Annotated in this window: 15 protein-coding genes; 8 read left to right on the top strand and 7 right to left on the bottom strand. The window is 73.4% G+C overall.

All coding sequences use genetic code 11. From position 1 onward, the window contains the following. The first annotated feature begins 10 nt into the window (after window positions 1-10). Complete coding sequence (locus tag AB0J97_RS25800) at window positions 11-1,069, top strand: Gfo/Idh/MocA family oxidoreductase (protein ID WP_364092653.1); 1,059 nt, start codon at window positions 11-13, stop codon at window positions 1,067-1,069. A 25-nt stretch (window positions 1,070-1,094) separates the two neighbouring features. Here AB0J97_RS25800 and AB0J97_RS25795 read toward each other — a convergent pair whose 3' ends face one another. From AB0J97_RS25795 to AB0J97_RS25785, 3 genes are read right to left on the bottom strand one after another with little or no spacing between them, the layout of a single operon-like run. Then, entirely contained in the window at window positions 1,095-1,676 is a 582-nt protein-coding gene (locus AB0J97_RS25795; RefSeq protein WP_364092651.1) for a hypothetical protein, read from the bottom strand. Window positions 1,677-1,735: 59 nt separating this feature from the next. Next, window positions 1,736-2,941 (bottom strand): alpha/beta hydrolase, encoded by a 1,206-nt coding sequence (locus tag AB0J97_RS25790; protein ID WP_364092649.1) that lies wholly within the window; start codon window positions 2,939-2,941, stop codon window positions 1,736-1,738. Window positions 2,942-2,995: 54 nt separating this feature from the next. Next, window positions 2,996-4,345: a hypothetical protein gene (locus AB0J97_RS25785; RefSeq protein WP_364092647.1), complete on the bottom strand. Its 1,350-nt coding sequence runs from the start codon at window positions 4,343-4,345 to the stop codon at window positions 2,996-2,998. A 254-nt stretch (window positions 4,346-4,599) separates the two neighbouring features. Between AB0J97_RS25785 and AB0J97_RS25780 the strand changes: the two genes are divergently transcribed. From AB0J97_RS25780 to coaE, 5 genes are all read left to right on the top strand, one after another. Continuing rightward, window positions 4,600-5,796 (top strand): MFS transporter, encoded by a 1,197-nt coding sequence (locus tag AB0J97_RS25780; RefSeq protein WP_364092645.1) that lies wholly within the window; start codon window positions 4,600-4,602, stop codon window positions 5,794-5,796. Next, entirely contained in the window at window positions 5,750-6,079 is a 330-nt protein-coding gene (locus AB0J97_RS25775) for a heme-binding protein (protein ID WP_364092643.1), read from the top strand. The genes AB0J97_RS25780 and AB0J97_RS25775 overlap by 47 nt, the downstream gene beginning before the upstream one ends. 155 nt (window positions 6,080-6,234) lie before the next feature. Next, complete coding sequence (locus tag AB0J97_RS25770; RefSeq protein ID WP_364092641.1) at window positions 6,235-7,821, top strand: alpha/beta hydrolase; 1,587 nt, start codon at window positions 6,235-6,237, stop codon at window positions 7,819-7,821. Window positions 7,822-7,872: 51 nt separating this feature from the next. Next, window positions 7,873-8,325, top strand: a complete 453-nt coding sequence (locus AB0J97_RS25765) for a GNAT family N-acetyltransferase (protein WP_364092758.1) — start codon at window positions 7,873-7,875, stop codon at window positions 8,323-8,325. A gap of 43 nt (window positions 8,326-8,368) precedes the next feature. Beyond that, the gene (gene coaE / locus AB0J97_RS25760; protein WP_357704454.1) at window positions 8,369-8,971 is read left to right on the top strand and encodes a dephospho-CoA kinase; all 603 of its coding nucleotides are present in this window, start codon (window positions 8,369-8,371) and stop codon (window positions 8,969-8,971) included. Between the two features lie 33 nt (window positions 8,972-9,004). On the opposite strand, the gene AB0J97_RS25755 is transcribed toward coaE, so the two are convergent. Continuing rightward, window positions 9,005-14,614, bottom strand: coding sequence for a TIR domain-containing protein (locus AB0J97_RS25755; protein WP_364092639.1), 5,610 nt, complete (start codon window positions 14,612-14,614; stop codon window positions 9,005-9,007). Between the two features lie 57 nt (window positions 14,615-14,671). Between AB0J97_RS25755 and AB0J97_RS25750 the strand changes: the two genes are divergently transcribed. Further along, on the top strand, window positions 14,672-15,844 hold the full coding sequence (locus AB0J97_RS25750) for an SLC13 family permease (protein ID WP_364092637.1): 1,173 nt from the start codon (window positions 14,672-14,674) through the stop codon (window positions 15,842-15,844). A 13-nt stretch (window positions 15,845-15,857) separates the two neighbouring features. On the opposite strand, the gene AB0J97_RS25745 is transcribed toward AB0J97_RS25750, so the two are convergent. The 3 genes from AB0J97_RS25745 to AB0J97_RS25735 are packed head-to-tail and all read right to left on the bottom strand — an operon-like array spanning window position 15,858 to window position 18,280. Beyond that, entirely contained in the window at window positions 15,858-16,661 is an 804-nt protein-coding gene (locus AB0J97_RS25745) for an inositol monophosphatase family protein (RefSeq protein ID WP_364092635.1), read from the bottom strand. 10 nt (window positions 16,662-16,671) lie between these two features. Beyond that, window positions 16,672-17,292 (bottom strand): hypothetical protein, encoded by a 621-nt coding sequence (locus AB0J97_RS25740; protein WP_364092633.1) that lies wholly within the window; start codon window positions 17,290-17,292, stop codon window positions 16,672-16,674. A gap of 10 nt (window positions 17,293-17,302) precedes the next feature. Beyond that, a complete protein-coding gene (locus AB0J97_RS25735; protein WP_357704464.1) occupies window positions 17,303-18,280 on the bottom strand; it encodes a hypothetical protein in 978 nt (325 codons plus the stop codon). A gap of 266 nt (window positions 18,281-18,546) precedes the next feature. On the opposite strand from AB0J97_RS25735, the gene AB0J97_RS25730 reads away from it, so the two are divergent. Then, complete coding sequence (locus tag AB0J97_RS25730) at window positions 18,547-19,431, top strand: PIG-L family deacetylase (RefSeq protein ID WP_364092631.1); 885 nt, start codon at window positions 18,547-18,549, stop codon at window positions 19,429-19,431. Window positions 19,432-19,454: the final 23 nt, after the last annotated feature.

Below are 19,454 nucleotides of genomic sequence, written 5' to 3'. Positions count from 1 at the left end.
AGGAGTCCCAGTGATCCGCGTTGGCATCATCGGCTGCGGCCGCATCTCCGACCTGCACGCCCAGGCGTACCTGGAGCACCCCGAGGCGGTGATCACGGCCGTCTGCGATCCCGTCCCCGGCAACCGCGACACCCGCGGGGCGGCCTGGGGCGTGGCCGAACGGGACCGGCACGCCGACTACCGCGAGCTGCTCGCCCGGGACGACGTGGACATGGTGGAGATCCTCGTCCCCCACCACCTGCACGCCCAGGTGACGCTCGACGCGATGGACGCGGGCAAGCACGTCTCGCTGCAGAAGCCGATGGCGACGAGCCTGGCCGACGCCGACGCCGACGCCATGATCGCCCGTGCGGCAGAGCGCCACGTCGTGTTCAAGGTGTTCGAGAACTTCGTCTTCTACCCGCCCGTCCAGCGGGCCAAGGCGCTCGTCGAGGCCGGCGAGATCGGCGAGGTGCGGAGCATCCGGCTCAAGTCCAACCCCGGCTGGAGCCCCACCGCCTGGGAGGTGCCCGCGGCCGCCAGCGCCTGGCGGGCCGACCCCGAGCAGTCCGGCGGCGGCCCGCTGGTCTTCGACGACGGGCACCACAAGTTCGCCATCGCCTGGCACTTCCTGGGCCTGGCCGACCGCGTCCACGCCTTCGTCGGCAGCAGCTACGACGGCTTGATCGACGCGCCGTCCATGGTGAGCTGGACGCACCCCGACGGCGCGGTCGGCGCGCTGGAGGTCGTCTACTCGCCGGAGCTGAAGCTCGACACCGTGCACTACGCCCAGGACGACCGGGTGGAGATCACCGGCACCCGCGGCGTCATCTGGATCACCCGCGGCCACGGCCGCATGCTCGACGTCGCCCCGGTCGTGCTGCACCGCGACGGCGTCACCACCGGCTACGACGACATGCCGACCGGCTGGGAGACGAGCTTCGTCCGGTCAGGGCAGCACTTCGTGGACGCCCTGCTCGACGGCACCCCGCCGGCGCTCACCGGCGAGCAGGGCCGGGAGGTCCTGGCCTTCGCGCTGGCGGCGCAGGAGTCGGCCCGCACCGGCCGGGCGGCCGTCCCGTCGGTCTGACGTCCTCGGGCGTCCCCGGCGCGGACTACGGCGCCGGGGACGCCCGCCGTCGCGCGCGCAGCGCCACGGCCAGCGCCAGCAGGAACGCGGCACCCGCGAACGGCACCCACGACAGCCCGGGCGCGGGCCCGAACGTCCCGCCCAGCCCGGTGCGGTCGAGCACCGAGGCCACGGCGACCCCCGGCAGCGCCTGCCCCGCCCCGGAGACGAACACCAGGACGGCGAGCCAGGCGACCCGCGCCGCGTTGCCCCGGCGGTACGGCTCCCCCTCGAACACGGACGTCAGCAGGCGGCCGAGCAGGAAGGCGGCGACGAGCGCGCACAGCCCGCCCAGCAGGACGTCCGAGCGTGAGACGACCTGCTCGGCCGCCGTCGATCCCCACACCTGAAGCGGCAGCTCGCCGTCGGCCAGGGAGACGCCCCCGGGGAGCCGCACCCCGCTCAGCCCCAGCCGATCGGTGGCCTGCGGCAGTTGGAGGACGCGTACGGTGATGGCCCCGCCCGCCTGCGTGGCGCCGTTGACGGCGTAGGCGACGCCCCACACCCCCGCCACGGCCCCGGCGAACCTGACCAGATAGAGAACCAGGCGCACGAACAGTCGATCCATGGACGCTCCAAGGAGACGGGCCGATGGCTGTCATTATGCGCGCCGCGGATCGCCCTGTCTCACGCGCAGGTCTCCTCCTCCGGGGCGCAGAACCTGACCTCGGGGACGTCGGCCGACGGCTTGTCCAGCAGGGGCTGGGGCCTGTCGCGCAGGTGCTGGTCGAAGAAGGCCGTGACGTAGGCGCGGGTGACCGCCAGGGCGCGGGTGCCGGGGACGCCGGCGCCGTCCTCAAGGCCGAGCTGGTCCATCAGGACGCCCAGGTCGGTGAAGGACGTGTGCGCGGCTCCCGTGAGCAGCAGCCAGCGCTTCCAGCCGTTCAGCCGCGTCCAGACGCGCTCCCACGAGGCGGCCGAGTCGCCCTTGCCCGGCGTGTACGTGGCCGGCTTGCCCAGGAACAGGAACGGCCGTGACGACCCGGCCTCCGGGAGCGTCGTCTCCACGCTGCCGTCGAGGTCGATGCCGGCGCGCAGTCGGCTGTCGGCCAGTAGGGACGCGACGGTCGCCGCGCCGCCCGCCGAGTGACCGGCCATGGCGATCCTGGACGGGTCGACGAGGCGGGCCCCCTTCCACTTCGCGTGTGCGCCGGTGAGCTGGTCGAGCACGAACGACACGTCGGCCGCCCGGCTCTTCTCCAGCTTCGCCCACCAGGCCGGGCCCTTGTCGTCGATCTCGCACGTGACGCAGGTGGTGACCCGGCCGTCGGGGAAGGAGGTGGCGACGTTCTCGTAGGTGTGGTCGACGGCGGCCACCACGTAGCCGCGGCTCGCCAGCTCTTCGGCCAGGGCCGTGAGCTCGGTCCGGGGCTTGCTGTGCCCGGGGGACAGGACGACGAGGGGCAGGCTGCGGGGCCGTCCGGCGGGGCGGGCGTCGGTGAAGGCGTTGGTCCGGGTCCTGCTCAGGATGTCGGGCGGGAGGTCGGTGATCCCGCCGTCCTTGAGCAGCAGCTCGGACGCCTTCGCCGTCATGTACGGGGCCCGGTGACGGCCCGGCGACCTGGCCGGGTACCACAGCGAGACCATGAGCTCGCGCGCCTTGACCGAGGGGACCCAGGGGTCGGGACGCGAGGTGTCCTTCAGGTACAGGGACGTGGTGCCGACCGGCCGCGACCCGGTGGGGGCCGGCAGGTACGGCGCAGGCGTCCCGGACGCCGCGGCGGGAGAGGCGTGGACGAGCCCGGCGGTCAGGACGGCGGCCAGCCCGGCGGCGACCGCCGTCCTGCCACGACGCGGACGGACTGATGTCAGGTGCTTGATCGTGTGAACCACGCCAGCAATATACCTCGGGAGTATATACGCGGTGTATAAACCGATCGCGGGCGCTCAGAGGCAGCCGGCGCGCGGCCGGACCGCGACGACGATGTCCACGCCTGAGCCCGCGGGCACGGTGCCGCCCGGCTGCGGGCTCTGGCCGACGACCTCGCCCAGGTGGTTGCACAGACGGTCGTCCGGCGTCGTGCTCCCGGTGCCGAGCAGGAGGCCGACGGCGAGCAGCGGCCGGCTCGCCAGGATTCCAAGCGTCCCGGTCAGGTCGGGCACCACGACCGATCCCGGCGCCGCGACGGCCAGGACCGCGATGCCGGCGCTCGCGGTCACCACACCGCTCAGGCCGCCGACCACCGCCGGAGCGAGAACAGGATTGCCCGCGCTCGCGACGCCGTTGCCGGCCTGGCCGTAGGTGTTGTCGCCCCAGTAGCGCAGCGCGCCGGCGGAGTCGACGGCCAGGCTCTCACCCTGGCCCGCGCTGACATGGGTGACGCCGGACAGGCCGAGGCGGACCGGGGTGGCGTGGTCGTTCACCGTGCCGTCGCCGAGCTGGCCGGCCCAGTTCCTGCCCCAGGCCCAGACGGTGCCGTCGCCGCCGAGCGCCAGCGTGTGCCCGATGCCCGCGGAGATCTCGGTGATGCCGGACACGTGCCGGTCCACGCGGACGGGTGTGGAGCGGTCCGTGGTGGTGCCGTCCCCCAGCTCGCCGGAGAAGTTGTTTCCCCAGGACCAGACCGAGCCGTCGTTGCGCAGCGCCATCCCGAACTCGCCCGTGGCCGACACCTGCGTGATCCCGTACGGGACCTTCACCCGGACCGGGGTCGCGCGCCGGGTGGTCGTGCCGTCGCCCAGTTGCCCGAAGCGGTTGAGCCCCCAGGCGAACGCCTCGCCGTTCGACCTCAGGGCGAGACTGAAGCCCGACCCCGCGGCCGCCTGGACGACGCCGGTGATCGGCACCCTGACCGGGGTCGGGGTGCGGGTGGTGGTGCCGTCGCCCAGTTCGCCGAAGTCGTTGGAGCCCCACGCCCAGAGCGAGCCGTCCCGTCCCACGGCCAGGGTGTGGCCGATGCCGCTGCTGACCTGCTTGATCGGCGGCAGGCCGGGCACCGGCTCGGGGATCTGCCGGGTTCCGTCGCCCCACGTCCACAGCGAGCCGTCGGCGTGCAGGCCGTAGCTCTCCAGGTAGACGCCGCTCACCTGGACCACGTCGTGGCCGCCCGCGGAGACCATCGGGATCGGCCGGGTGACGGGGGTGTCGTTCGTGCCGTTGCCGACCTGGCCGAAGAAGTTGTACCCCCACGCGTGCACGATGGGCGCCCCGGCGGCCTCCGCCGGGGACGCGTGGACGCCGGTCGCCACCAGCGCGGCCCCGACCAGAACCGATCGAAATCCTCTCGACAGCTTCAACCTCGCTCCTCTCCGGTTGCCCGTCTCTACCGGCAGGGCGTTCCATCCCGTTCCACGGCCCTGCCTTTGCGCGTCCAGGGGGGTTCCGGCGGCGCCGACCTGGAGATCGTCCAGCCCGAGGGCGGGCTTCGCCGCCCGGCGACCCTGGCCTTGCCGAGCGGCGCGAGCAAATGCCCGCGTTTGCACTTATAGCGCGTGTGCAACTATTGTCGGAGCTTGCAAAGTGCACCAGCAATCACATGAAGGGTCGCGCGATGCCTCTCGCACTCCTCGCCCTGGCCATCGGGGCCTTCGGGATCGGCACCACCGAGTTCGTGATCATGGGCCTGCTGCCCGAGATCGCCGGCGACTACGGCGTGTCCATCCCCACCGCGGGCCTGCTGGTCACCGGCTACGCGATCGGTGTGGTCATCGGCGCCCCGCTGATGACGGCGCTCGGCACCAGGATCAGCCGCAAGACGATGCTGCTCGTGCTGATGGGCCTGTTCGTGGCCGGCAACCTGCTGTCCGCGCTGGCGCCGGGCTTCGGCACGATGCTCGCCGGCCGCATCGTGGCCTCACTGGCCCACGGCGCGTTCTTCGGCATCGGCTCGGTGGCCGCCGCCGACATGGTCGCCCCGCACAAGAAGGCCGGCGCCATCGCCACCATGTTCACCGGCCTGACCGTCGCGAACGTCGTGGGCGTGCCGCTGGGCACCTTCATCGGGCAGGCGGTGGGCTGGCGCACCACGTTCGCGATCGTCGCCGTGCTGGGACTGGTCGGCCTGCTCGGCATCGCCGTGCTCGTGCCCGCCATGCCCCGGGCCGAGGGCACCCGCCTGCGCAGTGAGCTGAGGGCGTTCCGCAACCCGCAGGTGCTGCTCGCGATGGCGATGACCGTGCTCGGCTTCGGCGGCGTCTTCGCCGCGATCACCTACGTCGCGCCGATGATGACCCAGGTGGCCGGCTACTCCGCCGACGCGGTCACGTGGCTGCTCGTGCTGTTCGGCGTCGGCATGTTCCTCGGGAACCTGCTCGGCGGCCGGTTCGCCGACCGCGCCCTGATGCCCCTGCTCTACACCACCCTCGGCGGGCTCGCCGTCGTGCTGGCGCTGTTCACCCTGACCGCGCACAACAAGGTCGCCGCCGCCGCGAGCATCCTGCTGGTGGGGGCGCTGGGCTTCGCCACCGTGCCGCCGCTGCAGAAGCGCGTGCTCGACCAGGCCCATGGCGCGCCGACGCTGGCCTCCGCCGTCAACATCGGCGCGTTCAACCTCGGCAACGCGCTCGCCGCCTGGCTGGGCGGCCTGGTCATCGCCGCGGGCCTGGGCTACACGGCCCCGAACTGGGTGGGCGCCCTCCTGGCCGCCGCCGCCCTGGTCCTGGCCGTCTTCTCGGCCGCACTGGAGCGCCGCGCGCCCGCGCGTGAGGCGGCCGGCGCGGTCCCGGTTCCCGCCCTCGTGCACGACTGACCACCTGTCCGCCTCACCACAGGAGAAGCCTCATGAACGCCACCGCCGTCACACCGCTGAGACCACCGCCGACGCCGAGACCCTGATCACGGCCGCCCGCTCCGCCGCCGGGACGGCCGGCGTCCCGGTCAGCGTCAGCGTCCTGGACGCGGGCGGGCACCTGCTCGCCTTCCGCCGCGACGACCGCGCCGTGCTGATCTCCGGCGAGACCAGCACCCGCAAGGCCTACACCGCCCTCCAGCTGAACGCCGCGACCGCCGCACTGGAGCAACTCGGCTGGTGACCCTGTAGGGGGGTATCGCGGCCCGCCGAGCGGTCGCAAGATTTTACCCAACGACCTTTTGCGACTTCTCTACCTGCGCAGACGCCCACTGGGAAACTGGCAGGCGGCTGGAGGCACGAACGTTCGGGGGCGATGCGGTGCGAATGGTTCAGCGCGTGATCCCGGTGGTGGCGGCGGTCACCGTCCTGGTCCCGGCGGCAGGCGGCGGGGTCGGGCAGGCGATGCGCGTCGCGGAGCCGGAACGGGACACGGCCGAGCTGTCGGTGCCCGCACGGGAGGCGGCGGCGCTCACCTGGTCCGAATGCGGGAACGGGCTGCGGTGCGCCACGTTGTCCGTGCCCGCCGACTGGGCCAGGCCACGCGAGACCCGCACGACCGTCGAACTCGCCATGATGCCCGCCCAGGACCCGCTGCGACGGCTCGGGGCGCTGGTGGTCAACACCGGTTCCGCCTCCGTCGTACGTGAGGTCAGGGCCCGGCCGGACACCGTGGGCGAACTGGCCAGGTGGTTCGACGTGGTGCTGGTCGAGGCGCGCGGAGCCGGCGAACAGGGGACCACGGGGGTGTGCCCCCGCTCGCAACCCGACCCGGCCCGGCTGCGGGTGGCCGAGGGGCGCACGGCCTGGCGCGCGTTCGCCCGGGACAACGCCGCCTACGACCGTTCCTGCCGCGCCGCGCTGGGGCCCGCCTACGCCGGGCTCACGTCCTGGCAGGTCGCCCACGACCTCGATGCCGTACGTGCCGCGCTGGGCGAGTCCCGGCTGAGCTACCTCGGCAACGGCTACGGAAGCGTGTACGGGCAGGCGTACCTGGAGCTGTTCCCCGGCCGGGCCGGGCGGATGTACCTGGAGGGGCTGCCCGACCACACCGAGACCGGGCTTGAACGGCGGTTGCTCGCCCAGGCCCGTGCCCAGGAACGGCAGCTCGGCCACTTCCGCGACTGGTGCCGGACCCGTCCCGGCTGCCCGCTCGGCCACGCGGACGCCGTCCGGGTGTTCGACGCCCTGGTCAGGCGCGCGCCTCTGCGGCCGGGCGGCGGCGAACGCAGGGTGAGCCGGAACGAGGTCGCCGCCGCCGTATGGGCGGGCCTCACCCCGGCGCGCTGGCCGGCACTCGCCCACGCCCTCTCCGCAGCGAGAACGGGCGACGCCACGGGCCTGGCCGCCCTGATCCCCGCCGAGCAACCGGAACGAACACCGGCCGCCGGCGCGGCGGTTCCCGGCCCGCCGCAGGCGGCAACGCAGCGACAGGCTCCCGGGACAGCGGCTGGGGAGGCCGTGCCGGGGGACGTGGAAGGGGTCAGGTGGTGCCGTGACTTCGGGTTGGCCGTGCCGGGCTATCGCCGGTTCCTGCAGGTGGAGGCGCGGTTGCGGAGGGCGGCGCCGCGGGTGGGGTGGCTGAGCGGGAGGGCGGAGGCCGCCAGGTGCCTGGGCGCGGCGCGGTCGCCCGGCTGGCCGCCGCACCCGGTGGCGGCCGGGCTCAAGGTGCCGCCGGTGCTGGTCGGCGTGGGACGGCTGGACAACGGCACGCCGTCCTCCGGGGCCGCGCGGGCAGCCGCGCAGATCCCCGGGGCGCGGCTGCTGTGGCACGGGGACGGGCAGGGCGCGTACCTGGCACAGGGGGTGAGCAGGCTGCGGGCGGCCTGCCTGCGCACGAAGGTGCACGACTACCTGGTCAACGGCGTCCTGCCGAAGCCGGGCACGTTCTGCCCGGGCGAGCTGACGGCGGGGGACGCCCCGTAGTCGAGATTTCCCAGGCCGGGTGGAGAATCAGGCCGATAGGGTGCTGACGTGATGGTCGAACGGGCGGTGGCGGCGGACGCGGGAGAGATCCTCACCCTCCAGCGGGCCGCGTACGTGAGCGAGGCCCAGCTCTACGGCGACCCCTACATCCCGCCGCTGGTGGAGTCGCTGGAACAGGTGCGCAAGGCCGTCGAGACGGCCGTCGTGCTCAAGGCCGTCGAGGCGGGCCGGATCGTCGGCGCCGTGCGCGGCCAGGTGGCCGGCACCGCCTGCCTGATCGGCCGGCTCGTCGTCGCGCCCGACCGGCAGGGGCAGGGGCTCGGCACGGCCCTGCTGGAGGCGCTGCACGAGCAGGTGCCTGAGGCGGAGGCGTTCGACCTGTTCACGGGCCACCTGTCGGACGGGAACCTGCGCCTGTACCGGCGGCTCGGCTACCGGGAGACCCACCGCGAGCGCATGGACGACCACCTGACCCTGATCCACCTGCGCCGCCGGCCGGCCTGAACACCGGGCTCGACGGGTGCGGCGGGATGGATAGTCTTTTCCGGTGCTGAAGATTGGGCTCACCGGCGGCATCGGCTCGGGCAAGAGCGAGGTGTCCAGGCGGCTGGCGGCCAGAGGCGCCGTCGTGGTCGACGCTGACAAGATCGCGCGTGAGGTGGTCGAGCCCGGCACGGTGGGCCTGGCCCGGGTGGTGGCGGCGTTCGGGGAGGGCGTGCTGCACCCCGACGGCTCGCTGAACAGGGAACGGCTGGGCTCGGTGGTCTTCGCCGACCCCGACCGGCTGGCCGCGCTCAACGCGATCGTGCATCCGCTGGTGGGCGAGCGGGTGGCCGAGCTCCAGGGGCAGGCGGCCGACGACGCGATCCTGGTCTACGACGTGCCGCTGCTGGTGGAGAACAAGCTCGCGCCCATGTACGACCTGGTGATCGTGGTCGACGCGGCCGACGAGGTGCGGATCAGGCGCCTGGCCGAGCATCGCGGCATGGCGGAGGCCGACGCCAAGGCCCGCATCGCCGCCCAGGTCGACCGGGAGCAACGCCTGGCCGCCGCCGACCTGGTGATCCCCAACGAAGGCTCGCTCGACGACCTGGAGGCCCGGGTCGACGAGGTCTGGCACGAGCTCGTACGCCGCGCCGCCCGCGGATAGCGGCAAGGGCGGGCGGGGTTGCCCCGCCGGCCCTCAGAAGGGCGAGTCGAGCGGCACCTGACGCACCCCCGGCAGGTACGGGTCCAGCTCACCCAGCTCGAACCGCGACATCCCGATGACGTGCCAGAACTGCCCGCCCGGCTCGCCGTGCACCTTGTAGCGCCCGTCCGGCGTCAGGGCGGCCCACCCCTCGGGCAGCCCCAGCAGCGTCGCCCGCCGCTCGCCGCCCTCCCAGAGGATCACCACGCCGTCGTCGCCCGCGCTGGCCAGCAGGTCGGACGTGGGGCTGTAGGCCACCGACCACACCCGGCGCGCGTGCCCGGTGAGGGAGTGCAGCAGCCGCCCCGTCGCGGTCTCCCACACCCGCACGGTCAGGTCGTCGCCGCCGGTCGCCAGGTGACGGCCCGTGGCGTCGAAGGCCAGGCTCCACAGCCGGCCGTCGTGCCGGGTCAGCGTGTGGGCCAGGCGCGGCTGCCAGGGCTGGCCGGGCCGCAGCTCCCACACCATCGCGCGGCCGTCGTTGCCGGCGCTGGCCAGGTAGCGGCCGTCGGGGGAGAAGGCCACGGAGTAGACCCGGTCGGTGTGGCCCTCCAGCGTCGCCACCCGGCCGCCGGAGGCGACGTGCCACAGGCGGACGAGCTTGTCGTCGCAGCCGGTGGCCACGTAGTCGCCGAAGGGGCTGAAGGCGATCGAGCGCACCCGTCCCCGGTGGTCGACCAGGTCGACGGCCATGCGCCCGGTCGGCCGGTACCAGATCTTGACGCTGTCGTCGTCGTTGGCCGTGGCCAGCATGTTCCCGTCGGGGCTGAACGCCTCGGCCCACACGTGGTCGGTCTCGGCGTGCAGCTCGCGTTCGTAGTCGCCGGTCGTGGCGTTCCAGAAGTGCACGCCGCCGTCGTTGCTGGAGGTGGCCAGCACCGGGCCGGCGGGGGAGAACAGGGCGGAGATCAGCCGGTCGGCGGTGCCGGTGAACTCTCGCAGCCGTCGCCCGGTGTGCGGCTCCCACACGCGGACGACGCCGTCGTTGCCGCTGGTGGCCAGCATCGAGCCGTCGGCGCTGAACCGCACCGACGAGATCCGCCGGCCGTGGCCGCGCAGCACCCGCTGGCACTGCCCGGAGACCGGGTCCCACAGGCGGACGGTGCCGTCGTTGCTGCTGGTGGCGAGCTGCTGGCCGTCGGGACGGAACGCGAACGGCCACACCGAGCTGCGGTGGCCGGTCAGCTCCACGCGCTTGCCGCCGCCCACGGGCTGCAGCCGGACCGTGCCGCCGGAGTCGCCGCTGGCCACCGTGCGGCCGTCAGGGCTGAAGGTCACCTGGTAGACGGCCGCCGTGTGCGTGGTGTGCACGCCGAGCGGCTCGCCGGTCGCCTCCCACAGCCGTACGCTGCCGGCCGTGTCGCCGCTGGCCAGCATCGAGCCGTCGGGCGAGAACGTCAGGCAGTAGACGCTGCCGGCGTGGCCGGTCAGCTCGTGCGGGGGGGACCAGGTGGCGGTGTCCCACAGCCGGATCGTGCCCGCCTCGTCGCCGGTGGCCAGCAGGGTGCCGTCGGGGCTGTGCACGGCCCGGTAGACGCTGCCGCGGTGGCCGTCGAGGGTCACCGTCGTCTCCCCGCCGGCCAGGTCCCAGACCCGGACGACGCCCGCGGAGTCGCCGGTCACGAGCTGCGAGCGGCCGAAGGAGGCGGTGTAGACCGGCGCGCGGTGCCCCGGCAGCTCGTGGACCAGCCGCCCGGACGCGGTCTCCCACACCCGGACCACGCCGTCGCCGCCGCCGGCCGCCACCAGCTCGCCCGAGGGGCTGAGGCGTACCGGCCACACGCCGTCGGGGTGGCCGGTCAGGGTGTGCAGGCGCCGGCCGGTGAGGGTGTCCCAGAGCAGGACCGTGCCGTCGCTCGCGCCGGTGGCCAGCAGGTCGCCGGCGAAGGTGACGGCGTAGACCCGGCCGCGGTGGCCCTGGAGGGTGCGCACCGGGGAGCCGCCGGCGCACAGCAGCACGCCGCCGTCCTCGTTGCCGATCGCGACGGTCGAGCCGTCGGGGCTGTAGGCGATGGGCTCGGGCAGGCGGGAGGTCTGGAAGTGGTAGCCGTACGGGACGCCGATGCCGGCCGGCGCGAACTCCACCTCGACCGGCTGGCCCGGCACCACCGCCGCGCCCGGCAGGTGCGGCAGCGTGCCGGTCACGTTGATCAGGGAGGCCCGGTGCCAGCGGGCGCCCTCGACCGTGACGTCGCTCAGGTCGACCTGCGCCAGCCGCGCGCCCGACAGGTCGGCCCCGGTCAGGTCGGCGCCGGTCAGGCGGGCGCCGTCGAGCCGGGCGCCGGCCAGGCTGGCGTCACGCAGGACGGCCCTGGACAGGTTCGTGCCGGCGAGGGTGGCCTCCGACAGGTCGGCGCCGGTCAGGTCGACCTCCTGGAGGTCGCGCGCCGACAGATCCTCGCCCTTGAGGTTCGCGCCGCGCAGGTCGGCCTTGGCCGGGGTGCGCAGCCGGGCCGCGATCTTGACCGCGTTCGCCCTGGCCACGTCGTCGGCGGGCGGGTCGGCCACCCAGGCGCGCAACGCCCGTACGTCGGCCAGGTCGCACAGGAACTCGACCGTCAGCGCCGACAGCGGCCTGCGGGCCAGCGGGAGAGGGTTGTCCAGGTTCGCGGCGATATGGCGGGCGATGAGCCACTCCATCACCGAGGCATGGATGAACCCGAACATGCCCTCCTCGGTACGGACGAGCAGACTGCCCGAGCCCATCGCGTGCGCGGCGTGCGCGGGCGAGAGCTGGCCCGAGGCCAGGTCGCTCAGGGTCTCGCCGATCTCGGTCAGCTCGTCCACGCCGAGCAGCGTCTCGCCGCTGTCCCACAGGCGCAGCGCCAGCGCGGTCACCACCCGCCACAGCTCGTCGATCGTCAGCGCGCCGGGCGAGCCGGGGACGCGGGCCCGCCGCTCCTCGAAGGCCAGCCAGGTGCTGAGGATCTCCTCGTACAGCAGGGCGGGGCTGAGGGTGTGCTGGGCGCCGGCGACCGTGCGCAGGCGGTCGGCGTCGAGGTCGGCGATGAAGCTGAGCATGCGCGGGTTCTGGGCCAGTGCGAGAAGGTCCTTGATCTCGGCCATGAGCGACATGCGCGCGCCGGCCTCGTCGCCGTCGTCGAACCGGTTGGCCAGGTAGGAGCGGATCTGGTCCCGGGTGAAGTCCTCCACGCTGAGCACCCGCCGCTGCGGCAGCACGCCCACCATCTCGCCGAGCGAGGTCAGCACCTGGCTGTGCGACTTGAAGTGCTGCGTACGGCTGGCCACCACGATCTTGGCCTTGTCCTCGGCCGCGGCGAGCAGGGTGGCCAGGTGGTCGGCCGCCCGGTCGTAGGTCAGCCGGGTGACCAGCTCGTCGAACCCGTCGAACAGCAGCACGATGCGCCCCTGCCGGAGCAGGTAGCGGAACGCCTTGAGGTCGATGAACTCCTCGCCGTGCCCGGCCAGGTGCGCCGCCACCAGGGCGTCGACCGAATGGGCCTTGTCGAGGGCGCGCAGCTCGATGAAGATCGGCGTCAGGTGCGGCAGCTCGACCGGGATGCGCCTGGCCAGCTCGCGCAGCGCGAACGTCTTGCCGTGGCCGAAGTCACCGAGCATCAGCAGGAACCGGCCGTGGTCGGTGGCCAGCAGCCGCATCAGCTCGTCGGTGAGCCCCTGCCTGATCTGGCTGTTGGGGCGGTCGAGCTCGCGGTAGCGCTGGGGGACGTAGAGGCCGGGCGGGTAGCGGCGGTCGCCGGTGAGCCTGCCGGTCTGCTCGGCGACGTACCCCGACAGGTCGAGCAGGCCCTGGAACTCCACGAAGCTGCGCACCCGCACGCCCTTGCGCATGAGGTCGTCGCGGAGCGCGCGGGGGGCCGGCGGGCCCTGGTAGACCAGCTCGGCGGCCAGGTCGGCGGCATGGGCGCGGCGGGCGAAGCCGACGGCGGCGGCCTCGGTCAGCTCGCCGACGTGCGCGCCGATCATGAGCTGCCGGACGAACCCGTCGTCGGGGTGGGTGACCACCAGGTGGTCGGGGAACCGGCGGATCTTGGCCCGCTCGTGCCGGGCCTCGCAGACCTCGGTGATGCGGTCGAGCAGCAGCTCGACGGGGCTCGGCTCGCGTTCCTCGGGCTTGGCGGCGGGCGGCGGCGCGTCGGGGGTCTCGCCCGTGAACGTGGCCCGCACCGCCCGCCAGCCGTGCCGGGCGCGGACGGGCTTGCCGGCGTCGGGCGTCCAGGTGCGCATGCCGTCGGGGGTGATCTCGACCACCTGGTGATGGCCGGAGCGCGGGGCCACGACCGCCGCGAAGCCCGGCCGGGGCTCGATGGTCGCGCGGGTCGCGCCGGTCGCGCCGGTCGCGCCGGACCCGTGGAAGAGCAGGTTGAGCCGGTGGGTGAGCAGCCGGTCGAAGGTGGGCGCGTCGCGCAGCGCGGCCGGCGGATGGCCGATCGCGCCCAGCCGCAGCCAGGCGCTCTCCTCATAGGGACGCAGCCGCTCGGCGAACCACGCGGCCTGCGCCTCGCCCAGCAGCGCGTACGCGTCGCGCTCCAGATGGCTCATCGCCATCGTCGAGTTGAGCCCCGCCACGACCACCCGCAGGTCGGGCACCTCGAACAGCGTCCAGGGCTGGCCCCCGTCGAACACCCGGTCGTCCAGGCCCTGGTACACCTCGCGGAACAGCCCGGCGAAATGCCGCCACTTGGGCCAGTAGGGGGGCTGCGGGCTCACGTCGTCGGCCTCGCAGGTCATGAAGTACGCGCTGGCCGCGGCCTTGGTGACGTCGCGCGGGCCGGGCAGCAGCACCAGCCGGTGGGGCTCCAGCCCGATCAGCAGCCGCAGGTCGGTGACGAACTGCGTGGCCTGCGCGAACTGCCCCAGACTGCCGGACTCGGTCAGGTCGCCGCTCACCACCATGAGGTCGGGACGCGGCATGCCCCGGTCGTACATGGCGGTCAGGTCGGCCCAGATACGGGCCTGCATGTCCTCCGGCGTGAACGGCTCGCCCGGATCGGGCAGCGCCCGGCCGAACCTCGGCCCGCCGATGTGCAGGACGTTGACCGACTCGCGCCCCCGCTCGCCGCCGCCCGCGGGCGGGAACTTGGGGGCCGTCGCCGGGGTGCGGCGGGCCCTGGTCAGATCGGTCGTCGGGGGCAGCGTCGGGGCCGGGGGCGGCACCAGGCGGCCGGAGGGGAAGGCGGGGGCGGCCTCCGGCTTGGCCCGTCCGGCCATCGCCTCGCCGACCCGGCCCAGCAGCAGCGCCCTGGCCTGCCCCGAGTCGGTGACACCGAGCAGGTCGACCCAGGTGATCGTGGACAGCAGGCCCTCCAGGTGCACGTCCTCCAGCCGGATCGTGACGAGCTTGTTGGAGGGGTTGTCCGGGTCGGCGCGCATGGCCGCCTGCCACTCCATGCGCCCGTAGCGCGAGGTCAGGTAGTTGCGCGAGAGCACGGCCACGACGAGCTGCGCCTCGCTGACCCCACGGTCCATGAAGTCGATGAAGTTGGTGCCGGGCACGAAGTCCCAGGCTTGGATCATGGTCCGGTAGCCGGCCGCCTCCAGCTCCCAGGCGATCCAGGTCGCCCAGGCGGTGTCGGCCGGGGAGTAGCTGACGAAGATCTCGGTCGGCCTGCCGTCACGTGCCATCTGCTCAGTATCCACCGAGGAATCGGCGTTTTGGAGTCAGTGTGCGATCATCGTCAAGTGTGGCGGCGTCTGAGCGTGCTCGATCTGATCAGGATCGGGCTGCTTGCTCTCGGTCTGGTCTTCGTGGCGACCGGTCTACTGCCGTGGCGCGACGCCGTGGAGAGCCTCGCTGACATCGGGCCGCTGCTGATCTTCCTGGTCGCCATCATCGTGCTGGCCGAGCTGACCAAGGAGGCGCAGGTCTTCGACGCCATCGCCGCTCGGATGGCGGTGCTCGGCCGCGGCAACTACACCGCACTTTTCTTTCTTTGTACGGCCTTCGCGTCATTTGTCACGATATTTCTGAACCTCGACACCACCGCCGTCCTGCTCACCCCCGTCATGCTGGCCCTGGCGCCCCGGGCCCGCATCGCCGCCCTGCCGCTGGCGATGACCACCATCTGGCTGGCCAACACCGCGAGCCTGCTGCTGCCGGTCTCCAACCTCACCAACCTGCTCAGCATGGAGAAACTCGGCCTCGACGCCCAGGGCTTCGCCGCCCGCATGTGGGCCCCGCAGCTCGCCTCGATCGCGGTGACGATGGCCTTCCTGTGGGTGTTCTTCTGGCGCCGGGGCGAGCGCCGCGACCTTCGCTACACGCCGCCGGTGCTGGAGCCGGTGGCCGACCGCGTGCTGTTCGGCGCGGCCTCGGCGGGCTGCCTGCTGTTCATCGCCCTGCTGCTGCTCAAGGCGCACGTCGCCGTCGCCGCCACCGCCGCGGCCGTGCTGGTGGTGCTGGCCTTCCTGCTCCGCGCCCGGGGCAGGCTGACCTGGAGCCTGATCCCCTGGCAGCTCGTCGTCTTCGTGACCGGGCTGTTCCTGGTGGTGCCCACGCTCAGCGCCCACGGGCTCGACGCCCTGATGACGTGGATGATCGGCACGGAGGGCGACCCGTACCGGGCGGCGGCGGTGGGCGCGGGCCTGTCCAACGCGATCAACAACCTGCCCGCCTACAAGGCCGTCGAGGCGGTCATCCCGGCCGCCGACCAGGACCACCTCCTGGCCTTGCTGGTGGGCACGAACGTGGGCCCGGTGATCACCCCGTGGGCCTCGCTGGCCACGCTCCTGTGGTTCGAGTCGTGCCGCCGCCACGACGTCGCGGTGCCGCTGCGCCGCTTCCTGCTCACCGGCGCGGGCCTGGCCGTCACCGGGCTGCTGGCCACGGTCTGGGCCCTGGTCACGTTCGGCTGAGCGCCGCGGGCCGTCAGCCGGGCAGCAGCGACATCAGCCCGGGAAGGGCGCGCGGGTGGGCGGCCACGAAGCTGCGGTCCTCGGCCGAGCCGTCGATGCTCTCCTCGAACGGCCCGCCGTCGAGCGCCCTGATCTCGATCCCGGCCTCCTGGGCCAGCAGCGCCCCCGCCGGCAGGTCGACCGCCTCGGCGCGGTAGCCGACGATGCCGTCGATGTCGCCGCGGGCCAGCATCGCCCACGACAGCAGCGGCGCCCACAGTTGCAGCACCCGCCGCGCGCCGACCTCCAGCGCCGCCTTCAACGCCAGCATGGTGGCGTCGCCCCTGTTCACGCCGTACCCCTGGGTCCAGGCCAGCAGCGGGCCGTGCGGGCTGGCCGTGTACGGCGGCGCCAGCCGCGCCCCCGTGGACGCCACCGCCCCCCGCCCCCGGATCGCCGACCACGTCTGGGCCGTCACCGGATCGTGCACCACGCCCAGCACCGGCCGCCCGCCCTGGCACAGCGCCACCCCCACGACGTACGTGGGCAGCCCGATGGCCACGTTGTTGGTGCCGTCGAGCGGGTCGACCAGCCACGTCCACTCGCCGCCCGCCGCGCCGATCAACCCCGACTCCTCGGCCACGATCGCGTGCGTGGGGTAGGCCGTCAGGATGCGCTCGACCAGCAGTTTCTCCGAGGCCAGGTCGAGATCGGTGACCACGTCCCCGGCGTCGCCCTTGGCCCGGATGCCGACGGCCCCGCGGGTGCCCGCCGCGAGCAGCGCCCCGGCGGCCTGGGCGGCCTCCACGGCCACAGTGCGAGCGTGATCCAGGTCCATCGGGCACCCCTCAGGTCAGGTGGGCGGTGATCAGCCGGACGGCGAGCGCCGTCTCCTCGGCGTCCAGCGGCTCGCGGGGCACGTGGTGGCCGCCCGCCCCGAGCGGGCCGAGCGACAGGTCGCGGCTGCCGGGCCGGCCGCGCCCGAGCGCGATCGTGGCCGCCTCGCCGCCCTCCGGCACCACGCTGCTGTGGAAACGGTCGGCCGACAGCGTGTAGGTGTCGCCGGGCCCGAACATCTCCACCAGCCCGGTCGCGTGCCGCACGGTGCGGCCGGTGGGCGAGATGCGGTCGCCGTCGGCGCCGCTGACCACCTCGAACACCCGGTGCGTGGCGTCGGTGCCCGCGTCGGTGACCACCGCGTGCACGTTGCGCACCTGGCCGTAGAGCACGTGGCTGACCAGGTCCCAGCTGTGGCAGTGGATCTGCGAGGTGGTGCTCTCGGCGTGCTTGAGCGAGTCGGACCACAGGTGGAGGCATACCCCCTCGCCGCCCTCACGCTCCAGCGGCAGGCAGACGAACCCGAGCGGATGGCGTACGGCCCTGGGGCGCGCGGACCCCCTCAGCACCCCGAGCGCCCACGACCTGGCCTGTCCGTCGCAGACCCGCTGGAAGACCGACCGATAGCTCATGGAGTGGCACTCACGTTCCGTCTCGTCGGAGGGCCGCGGGATGCGCCTCGCCGTACGGGTCGACCGCGCGCAGGGCCTTGCGTGCGATGTCCACGACGTCGCGGCCGTCGTAGGCCTTGGGAAGAGGCACCCCGATGCGACCGAACAGGTCCTGGACCTCCTCGATCGTGGGCTCGTCGCTGAGCGGGGCCTTCTTGTACATGTCCATCGGCACCCGCCGTGCCTGCTCGAAGCTGAGCCGCAGCTCGGTGTCGCAGTTCTCGTAGTAGAACGTGCCGGCCAGCGCGGTCATGGCCCGGTTGGGGTCCTCGACCGTCATGATCAGCCGGGTGGCCGACAGGTCCCACCGGAACGTGGTCATCGACGCCGACAGGCCGACCTCGATGTCGAGCAGGCCGTAGCGCTGGCGGTACCAGAAGGCGGCCAGGATCGTCGCGTACGACTCCTTCCTGACCCGGTCGGTCGTCCACGTCTCGCCGGTCGCGTCGGGGGAGTCGGACAGGGAACGCCGGTAGTGGGCGTACGTCTCGCACACCTCGACGTTGGACGGGTCGATCACCTCGACCCGCACCACGAGGTGCCGCTTGTCCCGGCGGGCGGCCGCCACGCACTCGGGCAGGGTGACCGCGCGCAGGTAGGTGCCGGTGCCGCCCTTGAAGCTCCACCGGGTGGTGTCCTTGCGCGCCTCGGCGTGCATCTGGGCGATCTCCTGCTTGCTGCCCAGCACCCGGACGAGCTGCAGCGCGTCGAGGGCCTTGCGGGTGCCGTGGACGAGCGTCTCGATCTCCTCCAGCCGCGACAGCCGGACGGGGAGCTGGGCCAGCGCGCCGGAGGTGATGGTCTCCTCTACCGGGGCCTGGCGGACGCGGTCGCGCAGCAGGGCGGTGGCCACCAGCGCCATGATGACCAGCGTCGCGGCGTTGACGAGCTGGGTCTGCACGTCGGTCGGCACGATCTTGTCCGGCATGATGCCGAGCACGCCGATCACGACCGCCAGTAAGAGCGCGATAGCGCCGTCGGCGTTCTGGGCAGCCCATGGGGCAGCTCGCTTCAACGCCGCCGTGAACCGTGCCATCGTCCGCCCCACCGTTCGACGATCAGTCAATCCCTAGGTCATCGTAACGACCGTCGGCATGCGACTTCCAGCGCACGGGAAGGAGGTATCTCCTACCCGGGAATGACATGACATCTCCCCCTGGCAGCTCAGGACCGGGGCCTGACCAGGTTCGATACTGGAAGCGCACGGGGGTGGGGATGAAGGGGATCAGGATGTTCGCGGCGGCCGCGCTGGCGCTGGTGCTGGTGGCCGTGCTGGCCTGCCCGGCGCCGCCCGCCGCGGCCTGGACGGAGGCCGGCCGGCCGTCGCGGTGGGAGCGGTTCATGCAGGTCGTGGCCCATCCGGACGACGACCTGCTGTTCATGAGCCCCGACCTGTACGGCGCCGTCCAGTGGCATCTGCCGACGCTGACCGTCTACCTGACCGCCGGCGAGGGCCAGGCCGGCTGGGACGACGACCGCGACCCCGTCGCCTACGCCCGCGACCGCGCGGAGGGCCTGCGGGCCGCGTACGCCTTCCTGGCCGGGCAGCGTGACGTCTGGCGCGTGCGCACGATCATGGCGGCCGGCTTCCCCGTACGTCTGGAGGAGCTGGCCGACAGGCCGGCGGTCAGGCTCGCCTTCGTCGGGCTGCCCGACGGCGGCGACCCGCGCGCCGACGGCGGCCGCGACGCGCTGACCAGGCTGTGGGAGGACCGCTCCTGCGTGCGCCGGTTCGCCTCGGGCCCCGAGCCGCGCTGCGTGGTCAGGAGCGACGTGGTCGGCGTGCTGCGCGCGCTCTACGCCCGGTTCCGCCCGACGGTGCTGCGCACCCTCGACCCGGAGCCGCCCAGGAACCGGAAGTTGTGCGACCACCCCGACCACGTGGCCTCGGCCCGCTTCGCCCTGGCCGCGGCGAGCGGCCTGGGGCTGCGGACGGTCTCCTACCGCGGCTATCCGATGACCGGCTGGGCCCCCAACGTCGTGGGGGCGCTGCGCGAGCTCAAGCGCCAGGTCTTCGGCCTCTACCTCGGCCACGACTACCGCGTCGGGCACACCTGGCGCTACCGGGCCTGGACCGAGCGCATGTACCGGGTCCCCTGAGCCGGGACGCCGCCCGGCCCGGG

Source organism: Nonomuraea sp. NPDC049607, assembly GCF_040675375.1.
In the GTDB taxonomy this organism is placed as follows: Bacteria; Actinomycetota; Actinomycetes; order Streptosporangiales; family Streptosporangiaceae; genus Nonomuraea.
The sequence above is the reverse complement of the archived record's forward strand: the minus strand, read 5'-3'. Positions and strand labels throughout refer to the sequence as shown.